The sequence below is a fragment of the Amycolatopsis sp. NPDC088138 genome, from assembly GCF_044741685.1.
In the GTDB taxonomy this organism is placed as follows: Bacteria; Actinomycetota; Actinomycetes; order Mycobacteriales; family Pseudonocardiaceae; genus Amycolatopsis.
In genome coordinates, this window is record NZ_JBIUTB010000006.1 from 408462 (window position 1) to 431794 (window position 23333).

The 23333-nt window shown below is 72.0% G+C and carries 24 protein-coding genes; 18 read left to right on the forward strand and 6 right to left on the reverse strand.

From position 1 onward, the window contains the following. Positions 1–124: 124 nt before the first annotated feature. The 13 genes from ACIOD2_RS33700 (at position 125) to ACIOD2_RS33760 (ending at position 13527) form a co-directional block, all read left to right on the forward strand. A complete protein-coding gene (locus ACIOD2_RS33700) occupies positions 125–1216 on the forward strand; it encodes an LPXTG cell wall anchor domain-containing protein (RefSeq protein ID WP_400547333.1) in 1092 nt (363 codons plus the stop codon). Beyond that, a complete protein-coding gene (locus ACIOD2_RS33705) occupies positions 1217–1855 on the forward strand; it encodes a class F sortase (RefSeq protein ID WP_400547336.1) in 639 nt (212 codons plus the stop codon). Positions 1856–1934: 79 nt separating this feature from the next. Beyond that, the gene (locus tag ACIOD2_RS33710; protein WP_400547339.1) at positions 1935–2588 is read left to right on the forward strand and encodes a class F sortase; all 654 of its coding nucleotides are present in this window, start codon (positions 1935–1937) and stop codon (positions 2586–2588) included. Positions 2589–2676: 88 nt separating this feature from the next. After that, positions 2677–4065 (forward strand): glycine--tRNA ligase, encoded by a 1389-nt coding sequence (locus tag ACIOD2_RS33715; protein ID WP_400547342.1) that lies wholly within the window; start codon positions 2677–2679, stop codon positions 4063–4065. Positions 4066–4217: 152 nt separating this feature from the next. After that, the gene (locus ACIOD2_RS33720; RefSeq protein ID WP_400547345.1) at positions 4218–5150 is read left to right on the forward strand and encodes an ABC transporter ATP-binding protein; all 933 of its coding nucleotides are present in this window, start codon (positions 4218–4220) and stop codon (positions 5148–5150) included. Next, on the forward strand, positions 5147–5887 hold the full coding sequence (locus ACIOD2_RS33725; protein ID WP_400547347.1) for an ABC transporter permease: 741 nt from the start codon (positions 5147–5149) through the stop codon (positions 5885–5887). The genes ACIOD2_RS33720 and ACIOD2_RS33725 overlap by 4 nt, the downstream gene beginning before the upstream one ends. Positions 5888–5912: 25 nt before the next feature. Then, on the forward strand, positions 5913–7118 hold the full coding sequence (locus tag ACIOD2_RS33730; RefSeq protein ID WP_400547350.1) for a sensor histidine kinase: 1206 nt from the start codon (positions 5913–5915) through the stop codon (positions 7116–7118). Next, positions 7115–7720, forward strand: coding sequence for a DNA-binding response regulator (locus ACIOD2_RS33735; RefSeq protein WP_400547353.1), 606 nt, complete (start codon positions 7115–7117; stop codon positions 7718–7720). Before ACIOD2_RS33730 ends, ACIOD2_RS33735 begins: the two co-directional genes overlap by 4 nt. A gap of 32 nt (positions 7721–7752) precedes the next feature. Next, the gene (locus ACIOD2_RS33740) at positions 7753–8406 is read left to right on the forward strand and encodes a YdcF family protein (RefSeq protein WP_400547356.1); all 654 of its coding nucleotides are present in this window, start codon (positions 7753–7755) and stop codon (positions 8404–8406) included. A 34-nt stretch (positions 8407–8440) separates the two neighbouring features. Beyond that, positions 8441–9718 (forward strand): deoxyguanosinetriphosphate triphosphohydrolase, encoded by a 1278-nt coding sequence (locus ACIOD2_RS33745; protein ID WP_400547359.1) that lies wholly within the window; start codon positions 8441–8443, stop codon positions 9716–9718. 316 nt (positions 9719–10034) lie between these two features. After that, positions 10035–11129, forward strand: coding sequence for a serpin family protein (locus ACIOD2_RS33750; protein WP_400547362.1), 1095 nt, complete (start codon positions 10035–10037; stop codon positions 11127–11129). Between the two features lie 95 nt (positions 11130–11224). Then, positions 11225–12940, forward strand: coding sequence for a glycosyl transferase (locus ACIOD2_RS33755; RefSeq protein ID WP_400548873.1), 1716 nt, complete (start codon positions 11225–11227; stop codon positions 12938–12940). Positions 12941–12987: 47 nt separating this feature from the next. Further along, complete coding sequence (locus tag ACIOD2_RS33760; protein ID WP_400547365.1) at positions 12988–13527, forward strand: DinB family protein; 540 nt, start codon at positions 12988–12990, stop codon at positions 13525–13527. 1 nt (position 13528) lies between these two features. On the opposite strand, the gene ACIOD2_RS33765 is transcribed toward ACIOD2_RS33760, so the two are convergent. From ACIOD2_RS33765 to ACIOD2_RS33780, 4 genes are all read right to left on the reverse strand, one after another. Further along, the gene (locus ACIOD2_RS33765) at positions 13529–14938 is read right to left on the reverse strand and encodes a serine/threonine-protein kinase (protein ID WP_400547368.1); all 1410 of its coding nucleotides are present in this window, start codon (positions 14936–14938) and stop codon (positions 13529–13531) included. Between the two features lie 76 nt (positions 14939–15014). After that, positions 15015–15413 (reverse strand): VOC family protein, encoded by a 399-nt coding sequence (locus tag ACIOD2_RS33770; protein WP_400547371.1) that lies wholly within the window; start codon positions 15411–15413, stop codon positions 15015–15017. After that, positions 15406–15756, reverse strand: a complete 351-nt coding sequence (locus tag ACIOD2_RS33775) for a VOC family protein (RefSeq protein ID WP_400547375.1) — start codon at positions 15754–15756, stop codon at positions 15406–15408. Before ACIOD2_RS33775 ends, ACIOD2_RS33770 begins: the two co-directional genes overlap by 8 nt. A 38-nt stretch (positions 15757–15794) precedes the next feature. Beyond that, positions 15795–16397: a TetR/AcrR family transcriptional regulator gene (locus tag ACIOD2_RS33780; protein ID WP_400547378.1), complete on the reverse strand. Its 603-nt coding sequence runs from the start codon at positions 16395–16397 to the stop codon at positions 15795–15797. A 102-nt stretch (positions 16398–16499) separates the two neighbouring features. Here ACIOD2_RS33780 and ACIOD2_RS33785 point away from each other — a divergent pair, with 102 nt between their 5' ends. After that, a complete protein-coding gene (locus ACIOD2_RS33785) occupies positions 16500–17201 on the forward strand; it encodes a carboxymuconolactone decarboxylase family protein (protein ID WP_400547381.1) in 702 nt (233 codons plus the stop codon). On the opposite strand, the gene ACIOD2_RS33790 is transcribed toward ACIOD2_RS33785, so the two are convergent. Continuing rightward, positions 17198–17653 (reverse strand): MarR family winged helix-turn-helix transcriptional regulator, encoded by a 456-nt coding sequence (locus ACIOD2_RS33790; RefSeq protein ID WP_400547384.1) that lies wholly within the window; start codon positions 17651–17653, stop codon positions 17198–17200. The two genes, ACIOD2_RS33785 and ACIOD2_RS33790, sit on opposite strands and share 4 nt — an antisense overlap. Before the next feature lie 24 nt (positions 17654–17677). Between ACIOD2_RS33790 and ACIOD2_RS33795 the strand changes: the two genes are divergently transcribed. From ACIOD2_RS33795 to ACIOD2_RS33805, 3 genes are all read left to right on the forward strand, one after another. After that, the gene (locus ACIOD2_RS33795; protein ID WP_400547387.1) at positions 17678–19036 is read left to right on the forward strand and encodes an MFS transporter; all 1359 of its coding nucleotides are present in this window, start codon (positions 17678–17680) and stop codon (positions 19034–19036) included. 20 nt (positions 19037–19056) lie between these two features. Beyond that, positions 19057–19623, forward strand: a complete 567-nt coding sequence (locus tag ACIOD2_RS33800; protein WP_400547390.1) for a carboxymuconolactone decarboxylase family protein — start codon at positions 19057–19059, stop codon at positions 19621–19623. A 62-nt stretch (positions 19624–19685) separates the two neighbouring features. Next, positions 19686–20456, forward strand: a complete 771-nt coding sequence (locus ACIOD2_RS33805) for a hypothetical protein (RefSeq protein ID WP_400547393.1) — start codon at positions 19686–19688, stop codon at positions 20454–20456. Here ACIOD2_RS33805 and ACIOD2_RS33810 read toward each other — a convergent pair. Next, positions 20428–21381 carry a sigma-70 family RNA polymerase sigma factor gene (locus ACIOD2_RS33810; RefSeq protein WP_400547396.1) on the reverse strand — a complete coding sequence of 318 codons (954 nt, stop codon included), beginning with the start codon at positions 21379–21381 and terminating at the stop codon, positions 20428–20430. The genes ACIOD2_RS33805 and ACIOD2_RS33810 overlap by 29 nt on opposite strands. A 32-nt stretch (positions 21382–21413) precedes the next feature. Between ACIOD2_RS33810 and dnaG the strand changes: the two genes are divergently transcribed. After that, on the forward strand, positions 21414–23330 hold the full coding sequence (gene dnaG, locus ACIOD2_RS33815; protein WP_400547399.1) for a DNA primase: 1917 nt from the start codon (positions 21414–21416) through the stop codon (positions 23328–23330). Positions 23331–23333 lie beyond the last annotated feature (3 nt).

Genomic DNA, 23333 nt, shown 5'->3' on the forward strand with positions numbered 1-23333 from the left:
GTGAGTTCGTGGGATATTGGCTCTTCGGCTTCGCATGTAGTGGCCGACGGTGCAAGGTTGTCGCGGAGCGTTTTGTCGCCTCTCGTACCCTGGCGACCCGCCCGAGCAGACGCAGTGGGGAGACATGACCCGTTTCGCAACGAAGGCAGCCGTACTGACGGCCGTCCTGTGCCCGCTGGCCGGGGTGGGTGTGGCCGGCGCGCAGAGCCAGGCGGTCGACGAGAGGACCGGGCCGGTCTCGTTCGCGAACGTGGCGTCGGTCCGGATCGGCGGCGAAGGCCAGCACGGCGGCTCCCTGATCACCGAGACCCAGCGCTCGCCGCTGCTGCCCGGCCAGTCGAAGCTCGGCACCGACCGGGTCACCGTGCCCAAGGACGACGGCGAGCGCGCCACGTTCGGCGGGCACTACGCGATCGACCTCGGCCACTACAGCGGCTCGCAGAACCCGTACCCGGCCGGGGTCGGGATCCGGGACCACAACGTCGTCGCCGCACTGCAGGCGACCACCGTGCCCACCGCCGTCGCCGAGACCAACTACGCGCTGCGCGACACCTGGCAGGGCGGGGCCAAGGCGGTGGACGACACCGTGCTCGTGCTCGAAGGCGCCAAGACCGCGGTGGACTGCACCAGCCCGGCGAAGCTCACCGGCACGTCCTCGGTGACGCGGCTGTGGGTGCGCCAGGCCGGCGGAGCGCTCGGCATCGTCCCGATGCCCGGCGGCAACGCCGGCCTGCAGCTGAAGAACCTGCGGCTCGGCCCGCCCGGCGACCTGACCAACGCCAGCAAGGACACCACGGTCTCGGACCTCAAGCTGACCCGCGTCGCCGCGTTCGACCAGCTGATCCGCCAGGACGGCTGGCGCGGGGGCGACTACACCGCCGTCGCCGGCTGGCGGGTCGAGATCACCACGCACGTCAAGGACGCGCAGGGTGCCGCGCTGCAGGACGTCCAGACGAACATCGTGCTCGGCGGGGTCAGCTGCTCGGTCCCGAAGGGGTTCGTCGCGAAGACCGCCGGCGGCACCGGCGGCGGCGCCACCGCGACGCAGCCCGCCGTGCCGACGCAGGTCCCGGCCGGCTACCTCGGCGCGGCCGCGCCGGACACCGGCAGTGACGGTTCGCGCGTCCCGCTCGGCATCGGGCTGCTCTTCGGCGGCGTGTTCTTCGGGAGTGTCGCCCTGCTGCTGGGCAGGCGGCGCAAGTCCGGGACGGACTAGGTGCTGCGCACCGGGCTGGCCGCCGTCGCGGGGGCCCTGGCCGTGGCCGCCTTCGCGGCCGGTGTCGTCGTGCTGACGTGGCTGCCGCCCGAGCCGGTGTCGATCGCCGCGCCCGCCCCCGGCACGCTGCCGGGGGAGAACGCGGCCCCGGCCGTGCTGCCCGCGGACAGCTCGTCCACCGCGCAGCAGCGCCCGGGCACGGTCCGCCTCCCCGACGGCGCCACCGCGCGGCTGGTCCGCACCGAGCTCACCGACACCGGCGTGCTGCCGATCCCGCGCGGCCTCGGTGACGCCGCGTGGTGGGGCGCCAAGCTGGGCGCCGACCGCGGCGCGGCGCTGCTGTCCGGGCACGTGAACTGGGAAGGGCAGCGGGGTCCGTTCGACGAGCTGTGGCGGATGCGCGACGGCGACGAGGTCAGCGTCGTCGACGCCCGCGGCGGCCGATGGGTCTACCGCGTCGACGACGTCGTGACGCTGCCGAAGGAGACGCTGCCCGCGCAGGCCGCCCGCTGGTTCGGCCAGGACGGCCCGCACCGGCTGGTGCTGGTGACCTGCGGCGGCGACTACGTCGGCGGCACCGAGGGCTACGACCAGAACCGCCTGGTCACCGCGACGCTGGTGACCCGCCCCACCGGCTGACCGAGTTCGGTGCAACCTCCTCCGCCCGCCGCGGCATGTGTCTCTGTGCACTGGTCACGGAGCGAAGGAGCACAGGCGCATGCAGGAGCACAACCCGGCGGAGCGGAAGAAGGGCCCCGGCCGCTGGTGGATCGTCGGCGCGGCCGGCGCGTTCGTGATCGCGGCGCTGGTCGCCACCCTGCTCGTCTTCACCGGAAAGGATGAACCTGCCAGCGCGAACGGCACGGGAGCGCCGGTCGCGACCGGGACGTCCGCGCCGAGCGCCGGCACCCCGCAGGACACCGGCCAGGCGCCGACCCAGCTCGCGCTGCCCGGCGGGGGCACGGCGAAGCTCGTCCAGGAGGACCTGGACGCCGACGGCGCGCTGAAGATCCCCGAGGGACTCGACGAAGCCGCGTGGTGGGGCGCGAAGCTGGGCGCCGACCACGGCGTCGCGCTGCTGTCCGGGCACGTGAACTGGAAGGGCAAGAAGGGCCCGTTCAACGAGCTGTGGCAGGTCAAGCAGGGCCAGGAGGTCAAGCTGACCGACGCCGCGGGCGGCGCGTGGGTCTACAAGGTCGACACGACCGAGACCATCCACAAGTCCGAGCTGGCCGGGCGTTCGGAGCAGCTGTTCTCCCCGGACGGCCCGCACAAGCTCCTCCTGGTCACCTGCGGCGGCGAGTACGTCGGCGGCACCGAGGGCTACGAGGACAACCGCGTCGTGACGGCGTCACTGGTGTCACGGCCGTAGGTTCACCTGGGCGGAAAGCGGTGGACCCCGGCGGATACCCTTGAGGTTCTAGTCCGATAACCGTCCCCGCATGCTTCCGGAGCGTGGAGTGCCCACGAACACCATTGAGACCGTAGTCAGCCTGTGCAAACGCCGTGGTTTCGTCTTCCCCAGCGGAGAGATCTACGGCGGTACCCGCTCGGCGTGGGACTACGGGCCGCTCGGGGTCGAGCTGAAGGACAACATCAAGCGCCAGTGGTGGAAGACCGTGGTCCAGGCCCGCGACGACGTCGTGGGCCTCGACTCCTCGGTGATCCTGCCGCGCCAGGTGTGGGTCGCGTCCGGGCACGTCAACGTGTTCACCGACCCGCTGATCGAGTGCCTTTCGTGCCACAAGCGGTTCCGCGCCGACCAGCTCGCCGAGGAGTACGCGGCGCGCAGCGGCAAGGAGACGACCGAGGACGACCTGTCCGACGTCCCCTGCCCGAACTGCGGCACGCGCGGGCAGTACACCGCGCCGCGGGACTTCAACATGATGCTGAAGACCTACCTCGGCCCGGTGGAGACCGAAGAGGGCCTGCACTACCTCCGCCCGGAGACGGCGCAGGGCATCTTCGTCAACTTCTCGAACGTCCAGACGACGTCGCGGATGAAGCCGCCGTTCGGCATCGGCCAGATCGGCAAGTCGTTCCGCAACGAGATCACGCCGGGCAACTTCATCTTCCGGACGCGCGAGTTCGAGCAGATGGAGATGGAGTTCTTCGTCGAGCCGGGTGAGGACGAGACCTGGCACCAGTACTGGATCGACGAGCGCACGAAGTGGTACACGGACCTCGGCATCAAGGCCGACAACCTGCGCCACTTCGAGCACCCGAAGGAAAAGCTCTCGCACTACGCGAAGCGCACCGTCGACATCGAGTACCGGTTCGCGTTCAACGCCGGCCAGGAGTGGGGCGAGCTGGAGGGCATCGCCAACCGCACCGACTTCGACCTGACCACGCACTCGAACCACTCGGGTCAGGACCTGTCGTACTTCGACCCGACGTCGAAGCAGCGGTACCGCCCGTTCGTCATCGAGCCCGCCGCGGGTGTCGGCCGGTCGATGATGGCGTTCCTGGTCGACGCCTACTTCGAGGAGCAGGTGCCGAACGCCAAGGGCGGCACGGACACGCGCGTGGTGCTGAAGCTCGACCCGCGGCTGGCGCCGTTCAAGGCCGCGGTGCTGCCGCTGTCGCGCAACGCCGACCTCACGCCGAAGGCGAAGGCCGTCGCCGAGCTGCTGCGCAAGCACTGGAACGTCGACTTCGACGACGCGGGCTCGATCGGCAAGCGCTACCGCCGTCACGAGGAGATCGGCACGCCGTACTGCGTGACGGTCGACTTCGACAGCCTCGAGGACGACGCCGTCACGGTCCGCGACCGCGACAGCATGGCCCAGGAGCGCGTCGCGATCGACAAGCTGGAGTCCTACCTGGCCGGCCGCCTGATCGGCTGCTGACCGTTCAAAGCCGTGAAGGCCACCTTGAGGGACTCAGAGTCCCTCAAGGTGGCCTTCACGGCTTTCCGGGGAACGCACCCCTGACACCTGTCACCCCCAGGTCGTGACGCACGGTCTGGGGACGGCGGCCCGCCGGGCGGCAGCCTGGGGGCATGCGAGAAACAGACATCCAGGCGGTGGCGGCGGGGGCCGCGATCCACCTCACCGGCCTGCGGAAGCACTACGGCGACGTCCACGCGGTCGACGGTGTCGACCTGACCATCGCCCCGGGCGAGGTCGTCGCCCTGCTCGGCCCCAACGGCGCGGGCAAGTCCACCACCGTCGACATGATCCTCGGCCTCAGCACGCCGGACAGCGGCGAGGTGCGGGTCTTCGGCCGCAAGCCGATCGACGCCGTCCGCGCCGGCCTGATCGGCGCGATGCTGCAGGGCGGCGCCCTGATGGACGACCTGACCGTCGCCGAGACCGTCGGCATGGTCGCGGCGCTGCACCGCAGGCCGATGCCGGTCGCCGAAGCGCTGCGCGCCGCCGGGGTCGAAGAACTGGCCGGCCGCCGCGCGAACAAGCTTTCGGGCGGGCAGAAGCAGCGCGTGCGCTTCGCCGTCGCGCTGGTCAGCAACCCGGACCTGCTGATCCTCGACGAGCCGACCGCCGCCATGGACGTCGGCACGCGCCGGGAGTTCTGGCAGTCGATGTACTCGTTCACCGAGTCCGGCCGCACGGTCGTGTTCGCCACGCACTACCTCGAAGAGGCCGAGGAGTTCGCCGACCGGGTGGTGCTGATGCGACGCGGCCGGGTCGTCGCCGACGGGTCGGTCGCCGAGGTCCGCGCGCTGGCCGGGGGCCGCAGCCTGCGGGCCGCCGTCCCGGGGGCCACCGAAGCCGTGATCGCGGCGCTGCCCGGCGTCAAGGAGTTCGAGCTGCGCGGCGACCGCGTCGCCATCTCCAGCGGCGACTCCGACGCGACGCTGTGGGCGCTGAAGGCCGCGGTCCCCGCGGTGTACGACGTCGAAATCAGCGCCGTCGGCCTCGAAGGCGCCTTTCTTTCCCTGACCGCCGACGAAACCGCGGAGTCCGTGCGATGAACGCCACCTACCTGGCCACCGAGATCCGCCGGAACTTCCGGGCGCCGCGGTTCCTGATCTTCGTGGTCGCCTTCCCGGTGCTGATGTTCCTGTTGCAGGCCAACGTCTTCACCAAGGCGTCCGATCCGGAGCACGCGCAGATCGTGGCCGTGATCATGATCAACATGATGACGTTCGGCGCGTTCGCCGCCGCGACCAACAGCGGCGCCCGGCTCGCGCTGGAGCGGGCCGCGGGCTGGCAGCGGCAGCTGCGCCTGACCCCGCTGACCGGCAGCGGCTACCTGGCCGGCAAGGGCATCTCCGGCCTGCTCGTCGGGCTGCCCGCGCTGATCCTCGTGCCGGCGCTCGCCGTGCTGGGCGAGGGCGTCCACCTCGACGCCGCGGGCTGGGTCCGGATCTTCGCCGGCGTCTGGCTCGGCACGATCCCGCTGGTGCTGCTCGGGCTGCTGCTCGGCCAGTTCGGCACGCCGGAGTCGATGCAGCCGATCAACATGCTGGTCACCCTCGGCATGGGCTTCCTGGGCGGGCTGTGGATCCCGATCGAGACGATGCCGGGCTGGATGCACGACGTCGCCCAGATCATGCCGACGTACTGGGTGCTGCAGCTGGCGCGGCCCGCGGTGACCACCGACATGGTCGTGTCGCTGCCGACCGCCGTGGGCGTGCTCGCGGCGTGGACGGTCGTGCTGGGGGCCCTGGTGATCAGGCGTTACCGTAAGGACAGCGCCCGCGTTTGAGGGCCGGAGGGGACGAGGAACGGCGATGGCGAGCGACGACACGAACCGCCGGTTCGGGCTGAACACGCGGGAAGGGTGGTGGGACGACCCGCTGCCCGACGGGAAGAACCAGGGCCCGGACACCGTGCGCTGGCCGATCATGGGCGCGGTCTTCCTGCTGCCGTTCCTCATCCCGATCACGAAGTCGCTCCTGGCCGAGGCCGTCGTGACCGTGCCGGTCGTGCTCAGCTGGATCGTGGTCTACGCCTACGCCGCCTGCTACCTGCTGTTCCCGTACTTCTTCCGCCAGGTCCGCCCGCTGAAGCTGGGCTTCGGGATCGCGATGGTGGCGCTGGGGCTCGGCGTGGTCGCGGGGGTACACGCGAACCCGTTCATCCTGCTCTACGGCACCGCGGTGATGGTGTTCCTCGCCCCCGCCGCGTGGGCGGTGATCGTCGACCTCTCGGCGCTGGCGGCCGCGGCACTGATCCTGCTGGCCCAGGGCGGTTTCCTGGACAACTACGGCGACCTGATCACGGTCGGCTCGGTGACGCTGGCGATGTTCTTCATGGCCAACCTGATCCGCGCCATCCGGCGGCTGGAGCAGGCCAACAAGGAGATCGCCACGCTGGCCGTGACCAACGAGCGCCAGCGCGTCGCCCGCGACCTGCACGACCTGCTCGGGCACAGCCTCACCACGATCACCGTCAAGGCGGGGCTGGCCCGGCGGGTGCTGGAGAGCGCGGGCGACATCCCGCGCGCGGTGGAGGAGATCCGCGAGGTCGAGAGCCTGACCCGCAGCGCGCTGTCCGACGTCCGCGCGACCGTGTCGGAGTACCGCGAGGTGTCGCTGTCGGCCGAGCTCGTCGGCGCCCGCGCGGCGCTGCGGGCCGCGGAGATCGACACGGACCTGCCGCACGCGGTGGACAACGTGGCGCCGGAGTTCCAGAACGTCTTCGGGTACGTGCTGCGCGAGACCGTCACGAACGTGCTGCGGCACTCCGGGGCGAAGCAGGTGAAGGTGCACCTGGGGAAGAACTGGGTGGAGATCGAGGACGACGGCACGGCCGCCGAGGTCGTGCCGGGCAACGGCCTGCGCGGGCTCACCGAGCGGCTGGCCGCGGCCGGGGGCACCCTGCAGGCGTCCGTCCGGTCCGGGGGAGGATTGGTGGTGCGGGCGGAGATCCCGCTCCCCGAACCGCGAGCGGCCGCGCCGGCCGTGCGCGCCGAACCCGCGGGAGGACTCGCTTGATCCGGGTACTGCTGGCCGACGACCAGGCCATGGTGCGCGGGGCCCTGGCCACCGTGCTGGGCCTCGAATCCGACATCGAGGTGGTCGGGCAGGTCGGCTCCGGCGACGAGGTGGTCGCCGCCGCGCGCGAACTGAAGCCCGACGTCGCCCTGCTGGACGTGCAGATGCCGGGCAAGGACGGCCTGGAGGCGGCGGCCGACCTGCGGGCCGCGCTGCCGTCGTGCCGGGTGATCATCTGCACCACGTTCGGCAGGCCCGGCTACCTGGCCCGCGCGATGGCCGCGGGTGCCGCCGGGTTCGTCGTCAAGGACGCGCCGCCCGAGCAGCTCGTCGAGGCCGTCCGGCGAGTCCACAGTGGACTCCGGGTGGTGGACCCGGCGCTGGCCGCGGAGTCGCTGGCCACCGGCGCGAGCCCGCTCACCGGCCGTGAGCTGGACGTGCTGCGCGAGGCCAGGGACGGCAGCACGGTCGCCGACGTCGCCCGCGCGCTGCACCTGTCGGAAGGCACCGTCCGCAACCACCTGTCCGCCGCGATCGGCAAGACCGGCGCCCGGACCCGCGCCGAAGCGGTGCGTGTCGCCGAGGAGCGCGGCTGGCTGTGAGCGGCCGGTGACCTTCTGACAAGATGGGGCGGGTGGGTACCGCTGAACGCACGAAACCGACGCGCGCGAGCTGGGCGCGCCGGATCGCGCTCGGCACGGTCCTCATGCTGCTCGCCCTCGTCGGCGGCACCGCGTTCCGGATCTGGCAGGTGGCCCGCGAAAACGACCGGACGCAGGCCGACGTCATCGTGGTGCTGGGCGCGGCCCAGTACAACGGCAAGCCGTCCGACATCTACGCCGCGCGGCTGACCAAGGCGAAGCAGCTCTACGACGCGGGCGTCGCGAAGACGATCGTCACCGCGGGCGGCAAGAAGGCCGAGGACAACTTCACCGAGGCGCGGGCCGGGCAGCTGTGGCTCACCCGCCACGGCGTGCCGTCGACGGCCACGCTGGCCGTCGGCGAAGGCAGCGACACGCTGCGCAGCCTGCGCGCGGTCGCCCAGCAGGTCGAAGCGCGCGACTGGCACACCGCGGTGCTCGTGAGCGACCCGTGGCACTCCTTCCGGGCCCGCACGATGGCCGACGACCTGGGCCTGGACGCCTGGACCGCGCCGACGCACAGCGGCCCGATCGTCCAGGAGCGCGTCACGCAGGTCCGCTACATCATCCGCGAGACCGGCGCGCTGCTGTACTACCGGCTGACGAAGACCCCGGCCGACGACCTCTTCGCCACTTTCCTGGGTTGAGCTTTTTGTCGGACCCCGCGCCTAAGCTGGCCGGGTGAACGACGGTTACTCCGAGCACGACACCGCCCGCCTCCGGCCGGAGGCGGCGAAGGGCGCGGCCCTGGCCGGGGCGCGCGCGGACGGGCGCAGCGCGTTCTCCCGCGATCGCGCCCGCGTGCTCCACTCCGCGGCGCTGCGGCGGCTCGCGGGGAAGACCCAGGTGGTCGGGCCGGGGGAGGGCGCCGAGGTCACCGGTGTGCCGCGCACCCGGCTGACGCACTCGCTGGAGGTCGCCCAGATCGGCCGCGGCATCGCCGAGGAGCTGGGCGCCGACCCGGACCTGGTGGACACCGCCGGGCTGGCGCACGACATCGGGCACCCGCCGTTCGGGCACAACGGCGAACGCGCGCTCGACGAGGTGGCCGCCGCGTGCGGCGGGTTCGAGGGCAATGCGCAGACGCTGCGCATCCTCACCCGGCTGGAACCGAAGCTGGTCGACGAGAACGGCGCCACGGCCGGGCTCAACCTGACCCGCGCCTGCCTCGACGCGACGACGAAGTACCCGTGGCCGCGCAAGCCGGGGCGTCGCAAGTACGGCGTCTACGCCGACGACGCCGAGGTCTTCGCCTGGGTCCGGGAAGGCGCGCCGGGGCAGGAAACCTGCCTGGAGGCCCAGATCATGGACTGGGCCGACGACGTCGCGTATTCGGTCCACGACGTCGAAGACGGCGTGCTCGCCGGCCGGATCAAGCTGCGCGTGCTGGCGCACCCGGAGGAACGCGCCGCCGTCGCGGAGGCCGCGGCCAAGCACTTCTCCGGGCAGTCGGTGTCCACTTTGGAGGGAGCGGCCGAGGAACTGCTGGCGCTGCCGGTGGTGGCGGCGGTGATCGAGGCGGGGCCGGACGGCTCGCCCGGCGCCCAGGTCGCGCTGAAACGCCTGACCAGCGAGCTCGTCGGCCGCTTCGCGACGGCCGCGGTCACAGGCACCCGCGCGGAGTTCGGTGACGGCCCGCTCAGCCGCTACCGGGCCCGCCTCGCCGTGCCCGAGCAGGTCGCCGCCGAGGTGGCCCTGCTCAAGGCGCTGGCGCTGCGGTACGTGATGAGCGACCGGCGCCGGCTGGCCATGCAGGAAGGCCAGCGCGAGCTGCTGGGCGAGCTGGTCCACGCCCTGGCGCGCCGCGCTCCGGAGTCGCTCGACCCGCTGTTCGTCCCGGCGTGGCAGGCCGCGAAGGACGACGCGGGCCTGCTGCGCGTGGTCGTCGACCAGGTGGCCTCCCTGACCGACGCCCAGGCCCACGTCTGGCACTCCTGGCACGTGACCCGCCACCACTGAGCCCCTCCGCGCGTGACGGAGACGCCGACACGCGTGATCAGGACGCCGACACGGCCGCGAGCCTTGGCCTCCGCCGTGTCGACCCTCCAATCACGCGTGTCGACTGCTCAATCACGCGTGTCGACCTTCTGATCACGTGAGTTGACTCTTCCATCACGTGAACCGGCTCTTTGGTCACGGGTGCCGGGCTTTCCCGTAGCTGAGCCGGGCCGCGGTGGCACTCACCCGGGACGCGTCCGGTGCCGGATTTGTCACCCTTGTGGGGAGTTCCGCGTGGCCGCCCGGCGGGGTGCCGGGTTCCGGTAGTCTCGCCCGCATGGCCACGGACAGCCACCTCCGGTTCGCCCTCGCCGTCCATGGGGCCCTCGGCGCCGAGGGCGGGAACTCCTGCTTCTCGCCGTATTCGGTGGCCAGCGCGCTGACGTTGGCCGCGCTCGCCGCCCGGGGCGCCACCCGGGAAGAACTGGTCGCCCTGCTCGGCGATCCGGCCGCGCAGGCCGAGCTGCTGCAAGCGGCCGCGGAGCTCGCCGAGGAGGGCCGGGGCGCCGAACAGCCCGAGATCGCCGTCGCCAACACGCTGTGGGCCGCGGACACCCTCCCGCTCGAGGACGGGTTCAAGACCGAGCTGGCCGGGTGGCCCGGGGCGAACGTCGAGAGCGCGCCGTTCGAGGAGGATCCCGAACGCGCCCGCGCGCTGATCAACGAGGACGTCGGCCGCACCACGCACGGCCTCATCCCGGCGCTGCTGCCGCCGGGCTCGATCGCCGCCGACGTCGCGGCCGTGCTGGTCAACGCGCTGTACCTGAAGTCCGCGTGGAAGCTGCCGTTCCGGGAGGCCAACACCACCGGCGCGCCGTTCCACGCGCCGTCCGGCACCCGCGACGTCCCGACCATGTGGCTCGGTGAGAACGTCGGTTACGCACACACCGGCGGCTGGCAGGCGGTGCGGCTGGTCGCGGCGGGTGGCCTGCAGACCGTGGTGCTGCTGCCCGACGGCGACCTCGCCGAGGCGGAGGCGACGCTCGACGAAGCGGCGTTGACCGGCCTGCTCGGCGAGATCCGCTCGACGCGCGTGGAGCTGGCGCTCCCGAAGATCTCGCTCGACGTGCCCAGCACGCTGACCGGTGTGCTGCACGGCCTGGGCGTGCGGACGATGTTCACCGATCGCGCCGACCTGAGCGGGCTCTCCCCGGACCCGCGGCTCGCGGTGTCCGAGGTGGTGCACCAGGCCGTGCTGCGGGTCGACGAACAGGGCTTCGAAGGGGCCGCGGCGACGGCGCTGACCATGCGCCTCACCTCGATGATCACGTCCGACCCCGTCGCGGTGACGGTGGACCGTCCGTTCCTGGTGCTGGTCCGGCACGCCGGCACCGGGGCCCTCTACTTCTTCGCCAGGGTGGTCGAGCCGTGAGCTTGAAGTCCGAAGCCGTTCCCGAGCTCGTTCCGCCCGCTCCCGAAGCCCCGCCCGCAGGCCCGAAACGCTGGGAGTGGCAGGACTCCGCCATCATGGGCGGCTTCCTGCTGTTCACGATCCTGCTCTACAACGGGCTGTGGTTCGACCTCAAGCGCGGTTACCTGTGGAACGGCGCGTCGGACCAGAGCCAGTGGGAGTGGTACTCGACGGTCGTCGCGAAGTCCGTCCTGCACTTCCAGAACCCGTTCACCACGGACCTGCAGAACTACCCGTACGGCGTGAACATGGCGGCGAACGCGGCGATGTTCGGCCTGAACATCCCGCTCGCGCCGATCACGCTGACCTTCGGGGCCACGCTGACCTGGGCGATCGTGCTCACCGCCGGGCTCGCCGGCACCGCGATCGGCTGGTACTGGGTGTTCTCCCGGCACCTGGTGCCCAACCGCACGGCCGCCGCGATCGGCGCCGCGTTCTGCGGGTTCGCCCCGCCGATGATCTCGCACGGCAACGCGCACCCGAACTTCGTCGTGCTGTTCGTGCTGCCGTTCATCGCCCTGAAGGCGATCCAGATCGCGCACAACGAGCGCCCGGTGCGCAACGGCGTCGTGCTCGGCCTGCTCGTCGCGTGGCAGATCCTGCTCGGCGAGGAGCCGTTGGCGATCTTCGGGCTCACGTTCCTGGTGTTCGTGATCGCCTACCTGATCCCGCACCGCGCCGAGCTCCGCGGCATGCTCGCGCCGCTGGCCAAGGGCGTCGGCATCGGCGCCGTCGTGGCCCTGCTGATCGCGGGATTCCCGTTGTACTGGCAGTTCTTCGGGCCGCAGAGCTTCCATTCGCTGCTGCACGGCCCGGCGGGCAACGACACGGCGGCGTTCACCCGGTTCGCGACGCAGTCGATCGCGGGCTGGCCGGAGTCCGCCGCGGACGTCTCGATGAACCGCACCGAGGAGAACGCGTTCTTCGGCTGGCCGCTGATCGTGCTCATGGTGGTGCTGACGATCTGGCTGTGGCGTGACATCACGGCGAGAGCGCTCGCGATCACCATGTACGTCATGGCGCTCCTTTCCCTGGGTGTCGAGATCACGGTGGCGCACCAGGACACCGGCGTCCCCGGGCCGTGGAAGTGGCTGGGGCAGCTGCCGTTGCTGGACTCGCTGCTCGAGTCCCGGCTCGCGATGGGCTGCATCCCGGTGGTCGGCGGGCTCCTGGCGATCGCGACGCACCGCGTGTGGACGGCGGCGGCCGAGCAATCCCTTGACGCGGAAGGCAAACAGCGCGTCCCGCTGCGCCTGGTCTGGGTCGGCGCGGTGGTGGCGGTGCTGCTGCCGATCGCGCCGACGGAGCTGGTGACGCACGAGCGCCCGCTGTCGCCGCCGTTCTTCGCCGACGGCATCTGGCGCCAGTACATCGCCCCCGGCGGCTCGCTCGTGCCGGTGCCGCTGCCCAGCACCGGGGAAGCGGAACCGTTGCACTGGCAGGTGGACGCCGGCCTCGGCTACCCGATGCCCGAGGGCTACTTCGTCGGCCCGACGTCCGCGGAGGACCGCCGCGGCCGCTACGGCGCCGTCCCGCTCCCGACGTCGGACCTGTTCGCCGAGGTCGAGCGCACGGGTCAGACCGCGGACGTCACCGAGGCCGATCGCACCCAGGCGCTGGAGGACCTGCGCAAGTGGAACGCCGACGTGCTGGTGGTCGGCCCGCGCCAGAACCAGGAAGCGCTCAAGTCCACTGTGGAGCTGCTGCTCCGCAAACCGGCGGAGTTCGTCGGCGGCGTGTGGGTCTGGGACGTCCGCGCCTTGACGCCCTGACGAAAACCCCGCGGCCGCGAGCCGGCGAATCGGTAGAGTGCGCGCCCATGACCATCGTGGACGAGCAGGGCCGGGCCGAACCGCCGGTCGACGCCGACGAAACCGGGACCCTGCTGGGGTTCCTCGAGTACCACCGCGCGACGCTCGCGTGGAAGTGCGCCGGCCTCGACGCGGCGGGCCTGCGCGCGACCGTCGGCCCGTCCCCGATGACGCTGGGCGGCATGCTCAAGCACCTGTCCTACGTGGAGGACCACTGGTTCTCGCGCGTCCTGACCGGCGCCGAACGGGCGGAGCCGTGGCTCTCGGTGGACTGGACGGCCGCCCCGGACTGGGACTGGGATTCCGCCGTCGAAGACACCCCGGACCAGCTGCGCGCACTGTGGGAGGGGACGGTCGCACGTTCGCGCGAGCTGCTCACGAAGGCGCTGGAGCAGGGCGATCTCTCGCAGGTCGCCGCCCGCGGCTGGGCGGACGGGCTCAAGCCCAACCTGCGCTGGATCCTGGTCCACATGGTGGAGGAGTACAGCCGCCACAACGGCCACGCAGACCTCATCCGCGAGTCGGTGGACGGCAGCACCGGGGAGTAGCTCAGCGGTTCTTGGCCACCGAGTCCGAGTCGATGCACAGGTGGCCGTCCCACATCGCGACGCCGAGGACGTGGGTTTCGGTGGTGTCCGGGCGGCCGTCGCGGTAGTGCAGCCTGATCCGCGCGGTCACCGAGTCGTCCTCGACGCTCGGCGTGCCGACGACCTCGGCACCGCTGAACCTGCTCCAGAACTTGTCGTAGCTGTCCCGGGTCCGCAGGCGCAGGTTCGGGCCGATCAGCTCCCAGCCGGAGTCGGTGTCCGGCAGCAGACCGTAGTAGTGGACGACGAATCCGGAGAGGTCGCCGGGGGAAGGCCGGCTCGCCTGAGCCGTCGTCACCGCGAGCGGGACGGTGGTGTCCGGCGCCGGCGTGGGAGAAGCCGGGGAAACGGACGTCCGTACCGCAGCCGACGTCGGCGCGGCGGCGGGCGTTCGCGACGTCAGGGCGGGCAGGGCGATCAGCGCACCCACCCCGCCGAGCAGGACCAGCACCACGAGCGTGAGCGCGACGGCGAGACCGGCCCGGCGCGGCGGCGCGGCATCCGGTTCGACCCTGGTGAACGTCCGGGTTTCCGCGGGCAGGGCCGCGAAGTCGCGACGCGGGCCCGACGCGGCGAGGGCTCCCGCCGCGAGCGCCGCGGCGGTGGGGTAGCGGTCGTCCGGGCTCTTCGCCATGCCCCGGGCCACCACGCCGTCGAGCGCCGTGGGCGTGCCCGGGCGCAGCAGGCTCGGGCGGGGCGGTGGCTGGTTCAGGTGGGCGTTCAGCAGGGACGCCGCGGTCGTCGCGGCGAAGGGCTTGGTGGCCGTGAGGCACTGGTGCAGCACGCAGGCCAGGGCGTAGACGTCGACGCGCTGGTCGGGCCGGGCACCGGTGAACCGCTCGGGTGCCATGTAGTCGAGCGTGCCGATCGCCGCGCCCGTGCCGGTCAACCCGGTCGCCGCTTCCTGCGACCGGGCGATCCCGAAGTCCACCAGATAGGCGAACCCGCTGGGCGTCAGGAGAATGTTCGACGGCTTGACGTCGCGGTGGACCACGCCTTCGGCGTGCGCGGCCGTGAGGGCCTGCGCGATCTGGCCGATCACGTTGACGGCTTCGGCGGGATCCATCGGCCCGCGGGTGCTCAGCCGTGTCGCCAGGTCTTCGCCTTCGACGAGTTGCATGTCCAGGTAGAGCCGGCCGTCGATTTCCCCGAAAGAGTGAATCGGAACGATGTGCGGCTCGCGCAGCCGAGCCGCCGAATGTGCTTCGCGGCGAAAGCGTTCGCGAAAGTCCTGATCGGCCGCGAGGTGGGGCGACAGCACCTTCAACGCCACGACCCGGTCGAGCCGGGTGTCGTAGGCGCGCAGCACTTCGCCCATCCCGCCGCGCGCGATCAGCCGTTCGATCCGGTACGGCCCGAATTCCGAGGTCACGTCGCACAGTCGCGCGACGCCCCTTGCCGCGTTACACGTCACCGATTCCCGGAAACCCCGGCGGATTCGGCGGAAATCAGCCGACGAAGACGCAGAACGGGTGACCCGCCGGGTCCGCGTAGACCCGCAGTGGCTCCTCCGGATCCGCCGCTTCGTCCGCCAGCAGCCGCGCACCCAACGCCGTCGCCCGCTCGTGCTGCTCGTCCAGCTCCGCGCGGGTCGCCACCGTCAGGTCCAGGTGCAGCATCTGGGGGCGCGGCCCCGCCGGCCAGGTGGGCGGAGGCAGGGATTCGACCTGCTGGAACGCCAGCCGCGGGGCGCCGGCCGTGTCGTTCAGCACCAGCCAGTCGTGCTCGCCCGTCTCGTCGCCCGGGCGGTACGCGAACCCCAGCAGCTGCCGGTAGAACTCGGCCAGGGCGCGGACGTCCGTCGCGTCCAGGACGGTCTGGCGCAGCCGGGGGAACCGCTCAGGCACGGGGGTGCGCGATCTGGAAGACGTTGCCGAACGGGTCGCGGACCATCGCGCGCCGGTCGCCGTACGGGGTGTCCGCCGGCTCCTCGAGGCTCGTCGCGCCGCAGTCGAGAGCCCGGCGGTACGTCGCGTCCGCGTCGGCAACGTAGATGTAGAGGAACGCGGGGAACAGGTCCCGCTCGCCTTCGGCGGACACCAGCACGCGCGAACCGCCGATGTCGAGGTCGGCGGGGCGGCCGCTCTCCACCTCGCCGGTCGCGCCGAACACCGTGCGCAGGAACGCGACGGCGGCGACGAGGTCGCTCACCACCATCCGCGGGGTCACCGCCGGGTACGCCTGGCTCATACCGGCCCACCCAAGCCCGTCCGGAGCATGAACACAAGTCAGAGGCGCAGGCCGACCAGCTTCACGAGGAAGCGGTCGACCTGTTCGACCGCGGGCGGCCACGGCAGGTCGGGCTCGTTGATCCGCTGCGCCAGCATGCCGTTGACGGCGGTCCGCAGGTCGATGGCGACGATCGCCGGGTCGTCCTCAGGCGCCTGGCCGGCTTCCATGCACCGGCGGATCGCCTCGGTCGTGCGGGCGACCATGACGCCCTTGAACGGCATGCCGTGGCTCCGGTGGACCTTGCTCTCGTGCAGCACCTTGTAGAGCCCGGGGTGCGCCTGCGCCCACCCGGCCTGCGCCAGGATCCGGGCGCGCAACGCGGCCGCCGGGTCCGGGGCCGCTTCGGCGGCTTCGTCGCCGGTGCGCACCAGTTCGTCGTGGCAGCGCTGCATGGCGGCCAGCACCAGCGCGTCGCGGTCCGGGAAGTGCAGGTACACCGACGTCGCCGCGATCGACACCTCGCGCGCGACGGCCCGCAGGGACAGCGCCTCGTCGTCGGCCAGTTCGCCGAGCATCCGGACCGCGGCCGTGACGATCTCGTCGCGGAGCAGTTCGCCCTGGCCGCGGGCGTTGGGACGGCGGCGGGAGGTCTCGTTCATGGTCGTCCCAGTGTAGCTGGACACCTATTGCGCTACAGGTGTAGCGTCATTCGCACTACAGCTGTAGCGCTACGATCGTCCATTCACTGAGGGAGCACGATCTTGACCACCACCGCCACCCCGGCGAGCCTCGACCGGCTCGCCGCGCTCGACCCCGTCTTCGCGCAGCTGGTCGGCGCCTCCGCGCGGTTCCTCGGTGCGGTCCCGGAGCTGACCGACCGCGAGAAGACCTTCCTGTCGGTCACGGCCGACGTTTGCCAGGGCAGCCTCGGCCTGGTGCTCACCGCCCACGTCCGGGCCGGCCTGAAAGCCGGAGTGTCCACTTCGGACGTTCGCGAGCTGCTGCGCTTCGTCTCGTACGACTGCGGCTATCACGCGGCTTCCGCGGCCATCGAGCGGATCGCCCAGCTCGAAACCGAGCTGGGCATCTCGCGGCCGGACGCCGAACTGCTGCCCGGCGAGCTGGTGTCGACGGGCCCGGACGCCGCGCCGGCCCCGCTGCCGGAGCCGACTCGCGCCCGGCTGGCCGAGCTGGACCCGCACTTCGCCGAGTACTTCGACCTGCAGTCGCGGATGCGGACCGGGCACGGCCCCGGCACGCTCACCGAACGCGAGCGCGGCCTGGTCAGCATGAGCGTCGACGTCCACTACCAGACGCTGCGCGACACCTTCCGCATCCACGTCGGCCGCGCCCGGCGTGGCGGCGCGACGCCGGAAGACGTCCGCGCCGCGCTGCGGTTCCTGGCGCAGTTCGGCGTCACCAGGGCTTGGCACGCCTGGGAAGCGCTGAACGAGATGGACTAACCGAGGACCTCGTTCGCGAGCCGGTTCAGGTAACCGGCGAAGCGTTCGCGATCCTCCCGCGGCCACTGGCCTACCAGCGCATCGAACGCCTGGCGCTGGTAGGCCCGCGACGTCTCGAGGAACTCCTTCGCCCCTTCGGTGAGGGTCAGCACGGCGCGCCGGGCGTCGCGGGTCGACGTCTCGCGCGTCACGAAGCCGTCGTGCCCGGCTTCGCCGACCATCCGGCTGGCCACCGAGCGGTCGACGCCCAGCTGGCGGGCCACGTCCGCGACGGTCACCTCGCCGCTCGCGGCACCGTCGATCGCCTGGATGACGAAGAGGTTCGGCGCCGTCCAGGTCGGCGGGGCGTCGGCGGCGAAGCGCTGGACGACGTCCGGTGCCTGCTGCCGGGCCCAGTGCCGGACCAGCCGGAACAGCGCGGGGCCGCCGTCACCCGAGCTTGATGTGTGCATAAGGCACGTTATAACGTGTGCTTTATGCACGCAATTGCGCCTCGCAACCTCGCCTTCATCGGTCTGCTGCTCGGCATGGCCATGGCCCAGCTGGACGGGCTGGTCGTCACCGCCGCGCTGCCCTCGATCGGTGCCGACCTGCACGCCCGCACCGGGCTCGTCGCGGTCACCGCCGCCGGGCTGCTGTCCCTCACCGTCGCGACGCCGTTGCACGGCCGCCTCGGTGACCTTTACGGCCGCCGGGTCTCCTTCGTGGTGTCGATCGTCGTGTTCGCCGCGGGTTCGGCCTGGTGCGCCGCCGCGCCGGACGTCGGCTCGCTGATCGCCGCCCGCGCCCTGCAGGGGCTGGGCGGCAGCGGCCTGATCGTGAACGCGATGAGCGCTCTCGGCGAGCTGTTCGACCGGGACGAGCTGCTGCGCCGCCAGGGCTGGCAGACGGCGGTGTTCGCGGCCGCCACCCTCGGCGGGCCGCCGCTGGGCGGGCTGCTCGCGGCCGGACCGGGCTGGCGGTGGATCTTCCTGGTCAACCTGCCGTTGTGCGTGCCCGCATTGCTGCTCGGGCTACGCGGCCTGGCCTCGAAACCGCGCCGCACCAAGGAAAGGTTCGACTTCGCGAGCAGCGGGCTGCTGACCGTCGCGGGTGCCGCGGTGGTCGCGCTCGGCACGGTCGACGCGCTCGCCCGGAGTCTACTGTGGACACCGGTGCTCGTCGTGGCCGCGGCGGTGGCGGGATTCCTGTTCGTGCGGCGGCAGAAACGCACCTCGAGCCCGCTGATCTCGCCGAAGGTGTTCGCGGACGCCGTCCTGGCGCGCGCGGTCGTCGTCAACGGCCTCGCGGGCGCCGCGCTCTACGGCACGTTCACCTACGTCGCGTTGGTCGCCGCCCTCGGCGCCGGCGCGGCCGGGACCGGCCTGCTGCTCATCGCGATGACCGCCGGGCAGCTCGCGCTTTCGGTCTCCTTCTCCGCTCTGGCAAGAAAACGGCCCGACATGACGGCGTGGGGCCGCTTCGGCTGCGCGCTCGGGGTCGCGGGGCTCGCCGCGATCGCCGTGTCGGCTGGGGGAGCGCGCTGGCTGCTCGTGCCGGGGCTGTTCGCCATCGGGGCCGCGTTCACCGTCTGCACGTCCGCCTACACCGTGCTCGGCCAGACGCGGGCCGCGCGCGAGCTGATGGGCGTCACGATGGGCTCGCTGACCTTCGCCCGGCAGGCCGGCGGGCTGGCCGGCGCCGCGGTGTTCGGCTGGCTCGCCCTGGCTGTCACCGGCGGGCTGGCCGCGCCGGGCCTGGCCGTCGTGTTCGGCGCGGCGGCCGCGACGATGCTGGTGGCGTGGCTCACTTCGCCGCGTGTCACATCGGCGGACGCCGTCTCGTTCCCTTCCTGACCGAGACGAAGGAGACGGACATGCCCCGCATCGCCGCGAAGAAGACCACCGAAGCCGGACCGTTGCTCAAGCTCTTCTACCGCGTCGCCGGGAGGAAGTACGGCGCCGTGCCCGAGCCGATGGCCGTCGCCGCGCACCACCCCGGCCTGCTGCGCGCGAACACGGTGCACGAGCTGATGGTGCAGCGCGCGTCGAGGAAGCTCCCGGTGAACGTCCGCGAGCTCGCCGTCTACCGCGTCGCCACCCGGATCGGCTGCTCGTGGTGCGTCGACTTCGGCACCATGCTGCAGAAGCACGACGGCCTGGACATCGAACGGCTGAAGAAGATCGGCGACTACGCGACGTCGCCCGCGTTCAGCGCCCAGGAGCGGCTCGCGATCGCCTACGCCGACGCGATGTCCGGGGAGCAGGTCACGGTGACCGACGAGCAGGTCGCCGAGCTGGAGCGCGAGTTCGGCCGTGACGGCGTCCTCGAGCTGACCTACCAGATCGGCCTGGAGAACTCCCGCGCCCGGATGAACAGCGCGCTGGGCATCGTCGACCAGGGCTTCACCTCGGGTGACGCCTGCCGGGTCCCGCTCCCGTAGGACCCCGGGAACCAGACCCCGGTCGGACGCGCCGGAGGGGGCCGCCGCGGGACCGTTCCGGCATGCACCTCGTCGCCAGTGAACGGATCAAGCTCTTCAGCATCGCCACCCCCTGGGTGTGCGGCCTCTTCGCGGTCGTCGCGCTGGTCGCGCCGGCCGTGCTCACCGCGCTCACGGCGACCGAGTCCCGGCTGCCGCCGACTGTCGCGAGCACCCAGTTCGGCTACCAGCTCGCCATGGTCGCCGTCCTCCTGCTGGCCGCCCTCGCGGTGACCAGCGAGTACCAGTCCGGCACGATCCACGGCACCTTCCAGGCCGTGCCGAGCCGGTGGCCGGTGCTGGTCGCGAAGGTCGCGGTCGTCGCCGGGTACGGCTTCGTCATCGGCGAGGCCGCCGCCTTCGCGGCCTGGTTCGTCGCGCTTGTCCTCGCCCCGGACGCCGACCTGGCCTTGAACAGCCCGGCGGACTGGACGATCGTCGCCGGCACCGGCCCGGTGTTCGCGCTGGCCGCGGTCTGCGGGGTCGCCGTCGGCCTGCTCGTGCGCCACACCGCCGGCGCGGTCGCGCTGCTCGTCGCGTACCCGCTCATGGCGGAGAACGTCGTCACGTTGATCCCGCGCGCAGGGATGGCGATCCACCGGTGGCTGCCGCTGAACGCCGTCACGAAGTTCCTCACCGGCACCGGCGAGGCGAACGCCGGGCGGGACGGCGGCAACGCCACCGTCCTGTCGGACTCGCCGCTGGCCCCGGGCTGGGCACTGGCCTACTTCGGCGTCTTCGCCCTGCTCCTGCTGGCCGCCGGGATCACGAAGGTGCGCCGCCGGGACGCGTGATCCGGGTCAGCTTGTCCGGGTTGACGACGTCGTAGATCGCCACGATCTTCCCGTCGCGCACGCTCATGGCCTGGACGTGCTCGTCGAGCGCCAGGAAGCCCTCGCGCCCCGGCATCGGCGGCAGGTAGAACCCGACGTCGCCGTTGACCAGCACGGGCGCGCCGCGGCTGACGCTCTCCGGCTCGTACTTGCGCATGAGGCCGATGAAGAAGCGGGCGATCTTGTCGGCGCCGAGCATGAGCTGGCGGGTGGTGCGGCCCTTGCCGTTCGAGTCGCCGACCAGCACCGCGTCCGGGTGCAGCAGCTCGACGACCGCCCCGATGTCGCCCGCGAGCAGCGCGGTGACGAACTTCTCGAGGATCTTCGCCTGGTCGTCGAGCGGCACGCGCGGCGCCGGGTCCGCGTCGGCCAGCGCGCGGCGGCCGCGGGAGCCGTGCTGGCGCGCGGCTTCGGCCGAGCAGCCGAGGATGTCCGCGATCTCGGCGAAGGGCAGCGAGAAGGCGTCGTGCAGCACGAAGGCGACGCGCTGCTCCGGGGTCAGCTTGTCGAGCACGACCAGCGCGGCCATCCGCAGCCCGTCGTCGCGGACCGCGACTTCCAGCGGGTCCTCGCTCACCGGCTGGCCGAACGGCGTCACCACCGGTTCCGGCAGCCACTGGCCGACGTAGCGCTCCCGCTGCGCCGCGGCCGACTTCAGCCGGTCGAGGCAGATCCGGCCGACGACCGTGGTCAGCCAGCCGCGCAGGTCCCGGATCGCGTCGCGGCCGGCCTCGTCGAGCCCGGCCAGCCGCAGCCAGGACTCCTGGACGGCGTCCTCGGCGTCGGCGCGGGTGCCGGTCAGCCGGTAGGCCACCCCGATCAGGTGACCGCGGTGCTCGGCGAACCGCGCGGCGAGGGTGTCCTGGGCGGTGGGCGTGGAGGCCATGCCCCGAGTGTGCCGCAACCGGCGGGGATAGAGTGGGTGGCGTGGCAGGACGGATTCGGGACAGCGACATCGCGGAGGTGCGCGAGCGGAGCCGGATCGACGAGGTCGTCGGGGAGTACGTGGCGCTGCGCCGCGCCGGTGGAGGCAGCCTGAAGGGCCTCTGCCCGTTCCACAACGAGAAGACCCCGTCGTTCAACGTCCGCCCGGCGCACGGCACCTTCCACTGCTTCGGCTGTGGCGAGGGCGGCGACGTGATCAAGTTCGTCCAGAAGATCGACCTGATCACGTTCGTGGAGGCCGTCGAGCGGCTGGCCGACCGCGTCGGCATCCGCCTCACCTACGAAGGCGGCGGCGCGACGATCCAGCGCGACCGCGGCAGCCGCAGCCGGCTGATCGAGGCGCACCGCGCGGCCCAGGAGTTCTACGCCGAGCAGCTGGTCACCGACGAGGCGCGCACCGCGCGGGACTTCCTGTCCGAGCGCGGCTTCGACGCCGCCGCGGCCAAGACGTTCGGCTGCGGTTACGCCCCCGGCGGCTGGGACAAGCTGACCAAGCACCTGCTCACGCGCGGTTTCGAGGTCAAGGAGCTGCTGACGGCGGGGCTGTCCAAGGAGGGCCAGCGCGGCCCGATGGACCGCTTCCACCGGCGGCTGGTCTGGCCGATCCGCGACGTCGGCAACGAGGTCGTCGGCTTCGGCGCGCGGCGCCTGTTCGACGACGACCGGATCTCGGCGAAGTACCTCAACACCGCCGAGTCGCCGATCTACAAGAAGTCCCAGGTCATGTTCGGCCTCGACCTGGCCAAGCGCGAGATCGCGAAGCGGCACCAGGTCGTCGTGGTCGAGGGCTACACCGACGTGATGGCGATGCACGCGTCGGGCGTCCCGACGGCCGTGGCGTCCTCGGGCACGGCGTTCGGCGAAGACCACATGAAGGTGCTTCGCCGGCTGATGATGGACGACGACGCCTTCCGCGGCGAAGTGATCTTCACCTTCGACGGTGACGAGGCGGGCCAGAAGGCCGCGCTGAAGGCGTTCGAAGGCGACCAGACGTTCGCCGGCCAGACCTACATCGCCGTCGCACCCGACGGCATGGACCCGTGCGAGCTGCGCCTGGCCAAGGGTGACAGCGCGGTGAAGGACCTGGTGGCGCGGCGGACCCCGCTGTTCGAGTTCGTCATCCGCAGCACGCTGAAGAACTACGACCTCGACTCGGTCGACGGCCAGGTCGCGGCCCTGCAGAAGACCGTGCCGATGGTCGCGTCGATCAAGGACCGCGCCGCGCGTGACGGCTACGCGTCGAAGCTCGCCTGGTGGGTGGGCTGGCAGGACGTCGCGCAGGTGGTCAACCGGGTCCGCGGCAGCGCGGGCGCGACCGACAAGCGCGGTGGCGCGCCCCTGCGGCAGCCGGCGCGCGTCGGCGCCCCCGAGGTGAAGGCCCCGGAGACCGACGTCGCCCGCCCCGCGCCGAAGGACCCGCGGTTCGCGATCCAGCGCGAGGCGCTCAAGGCCGCGCTGCAGCAGCCCGCGATCGCCGGGCCGGAGTACGACGCGCTGCCGCTGGAGGCGTTCACGCACCCGGTGTACGTCGCGGTGCACGAAGCCGTGCTCAAGGCGGGCGGCGCGGGTTCGGGCCTGACCGGCCCGGCGCTGCTGGACGCGGCCGCCCCGCACTGTCCGGAGGGGACGGTCCGGCGCGTGCTCTCGGAGCTGGCCGTGGAACCGTTGCAGGCCAAGGACGAAGTCGACTCCCGCTACATCTCCTCGATCCTCGCCCGGCTGCAGGAAAGCCTGGTCGGGCGGCAGATCGCGGAGATCAAGGGGAAGCTGCAGCGGCTGTCGCCGGTCGAGGCGCCGGACGACTACCGCGCCCTGTTCGGCGACCTCGTCGCGCTGGAGCAGTACAAGAAGTCGCTGGGCGAACAGGCGTCCGCCAGCGCGTGGGGCTGATTC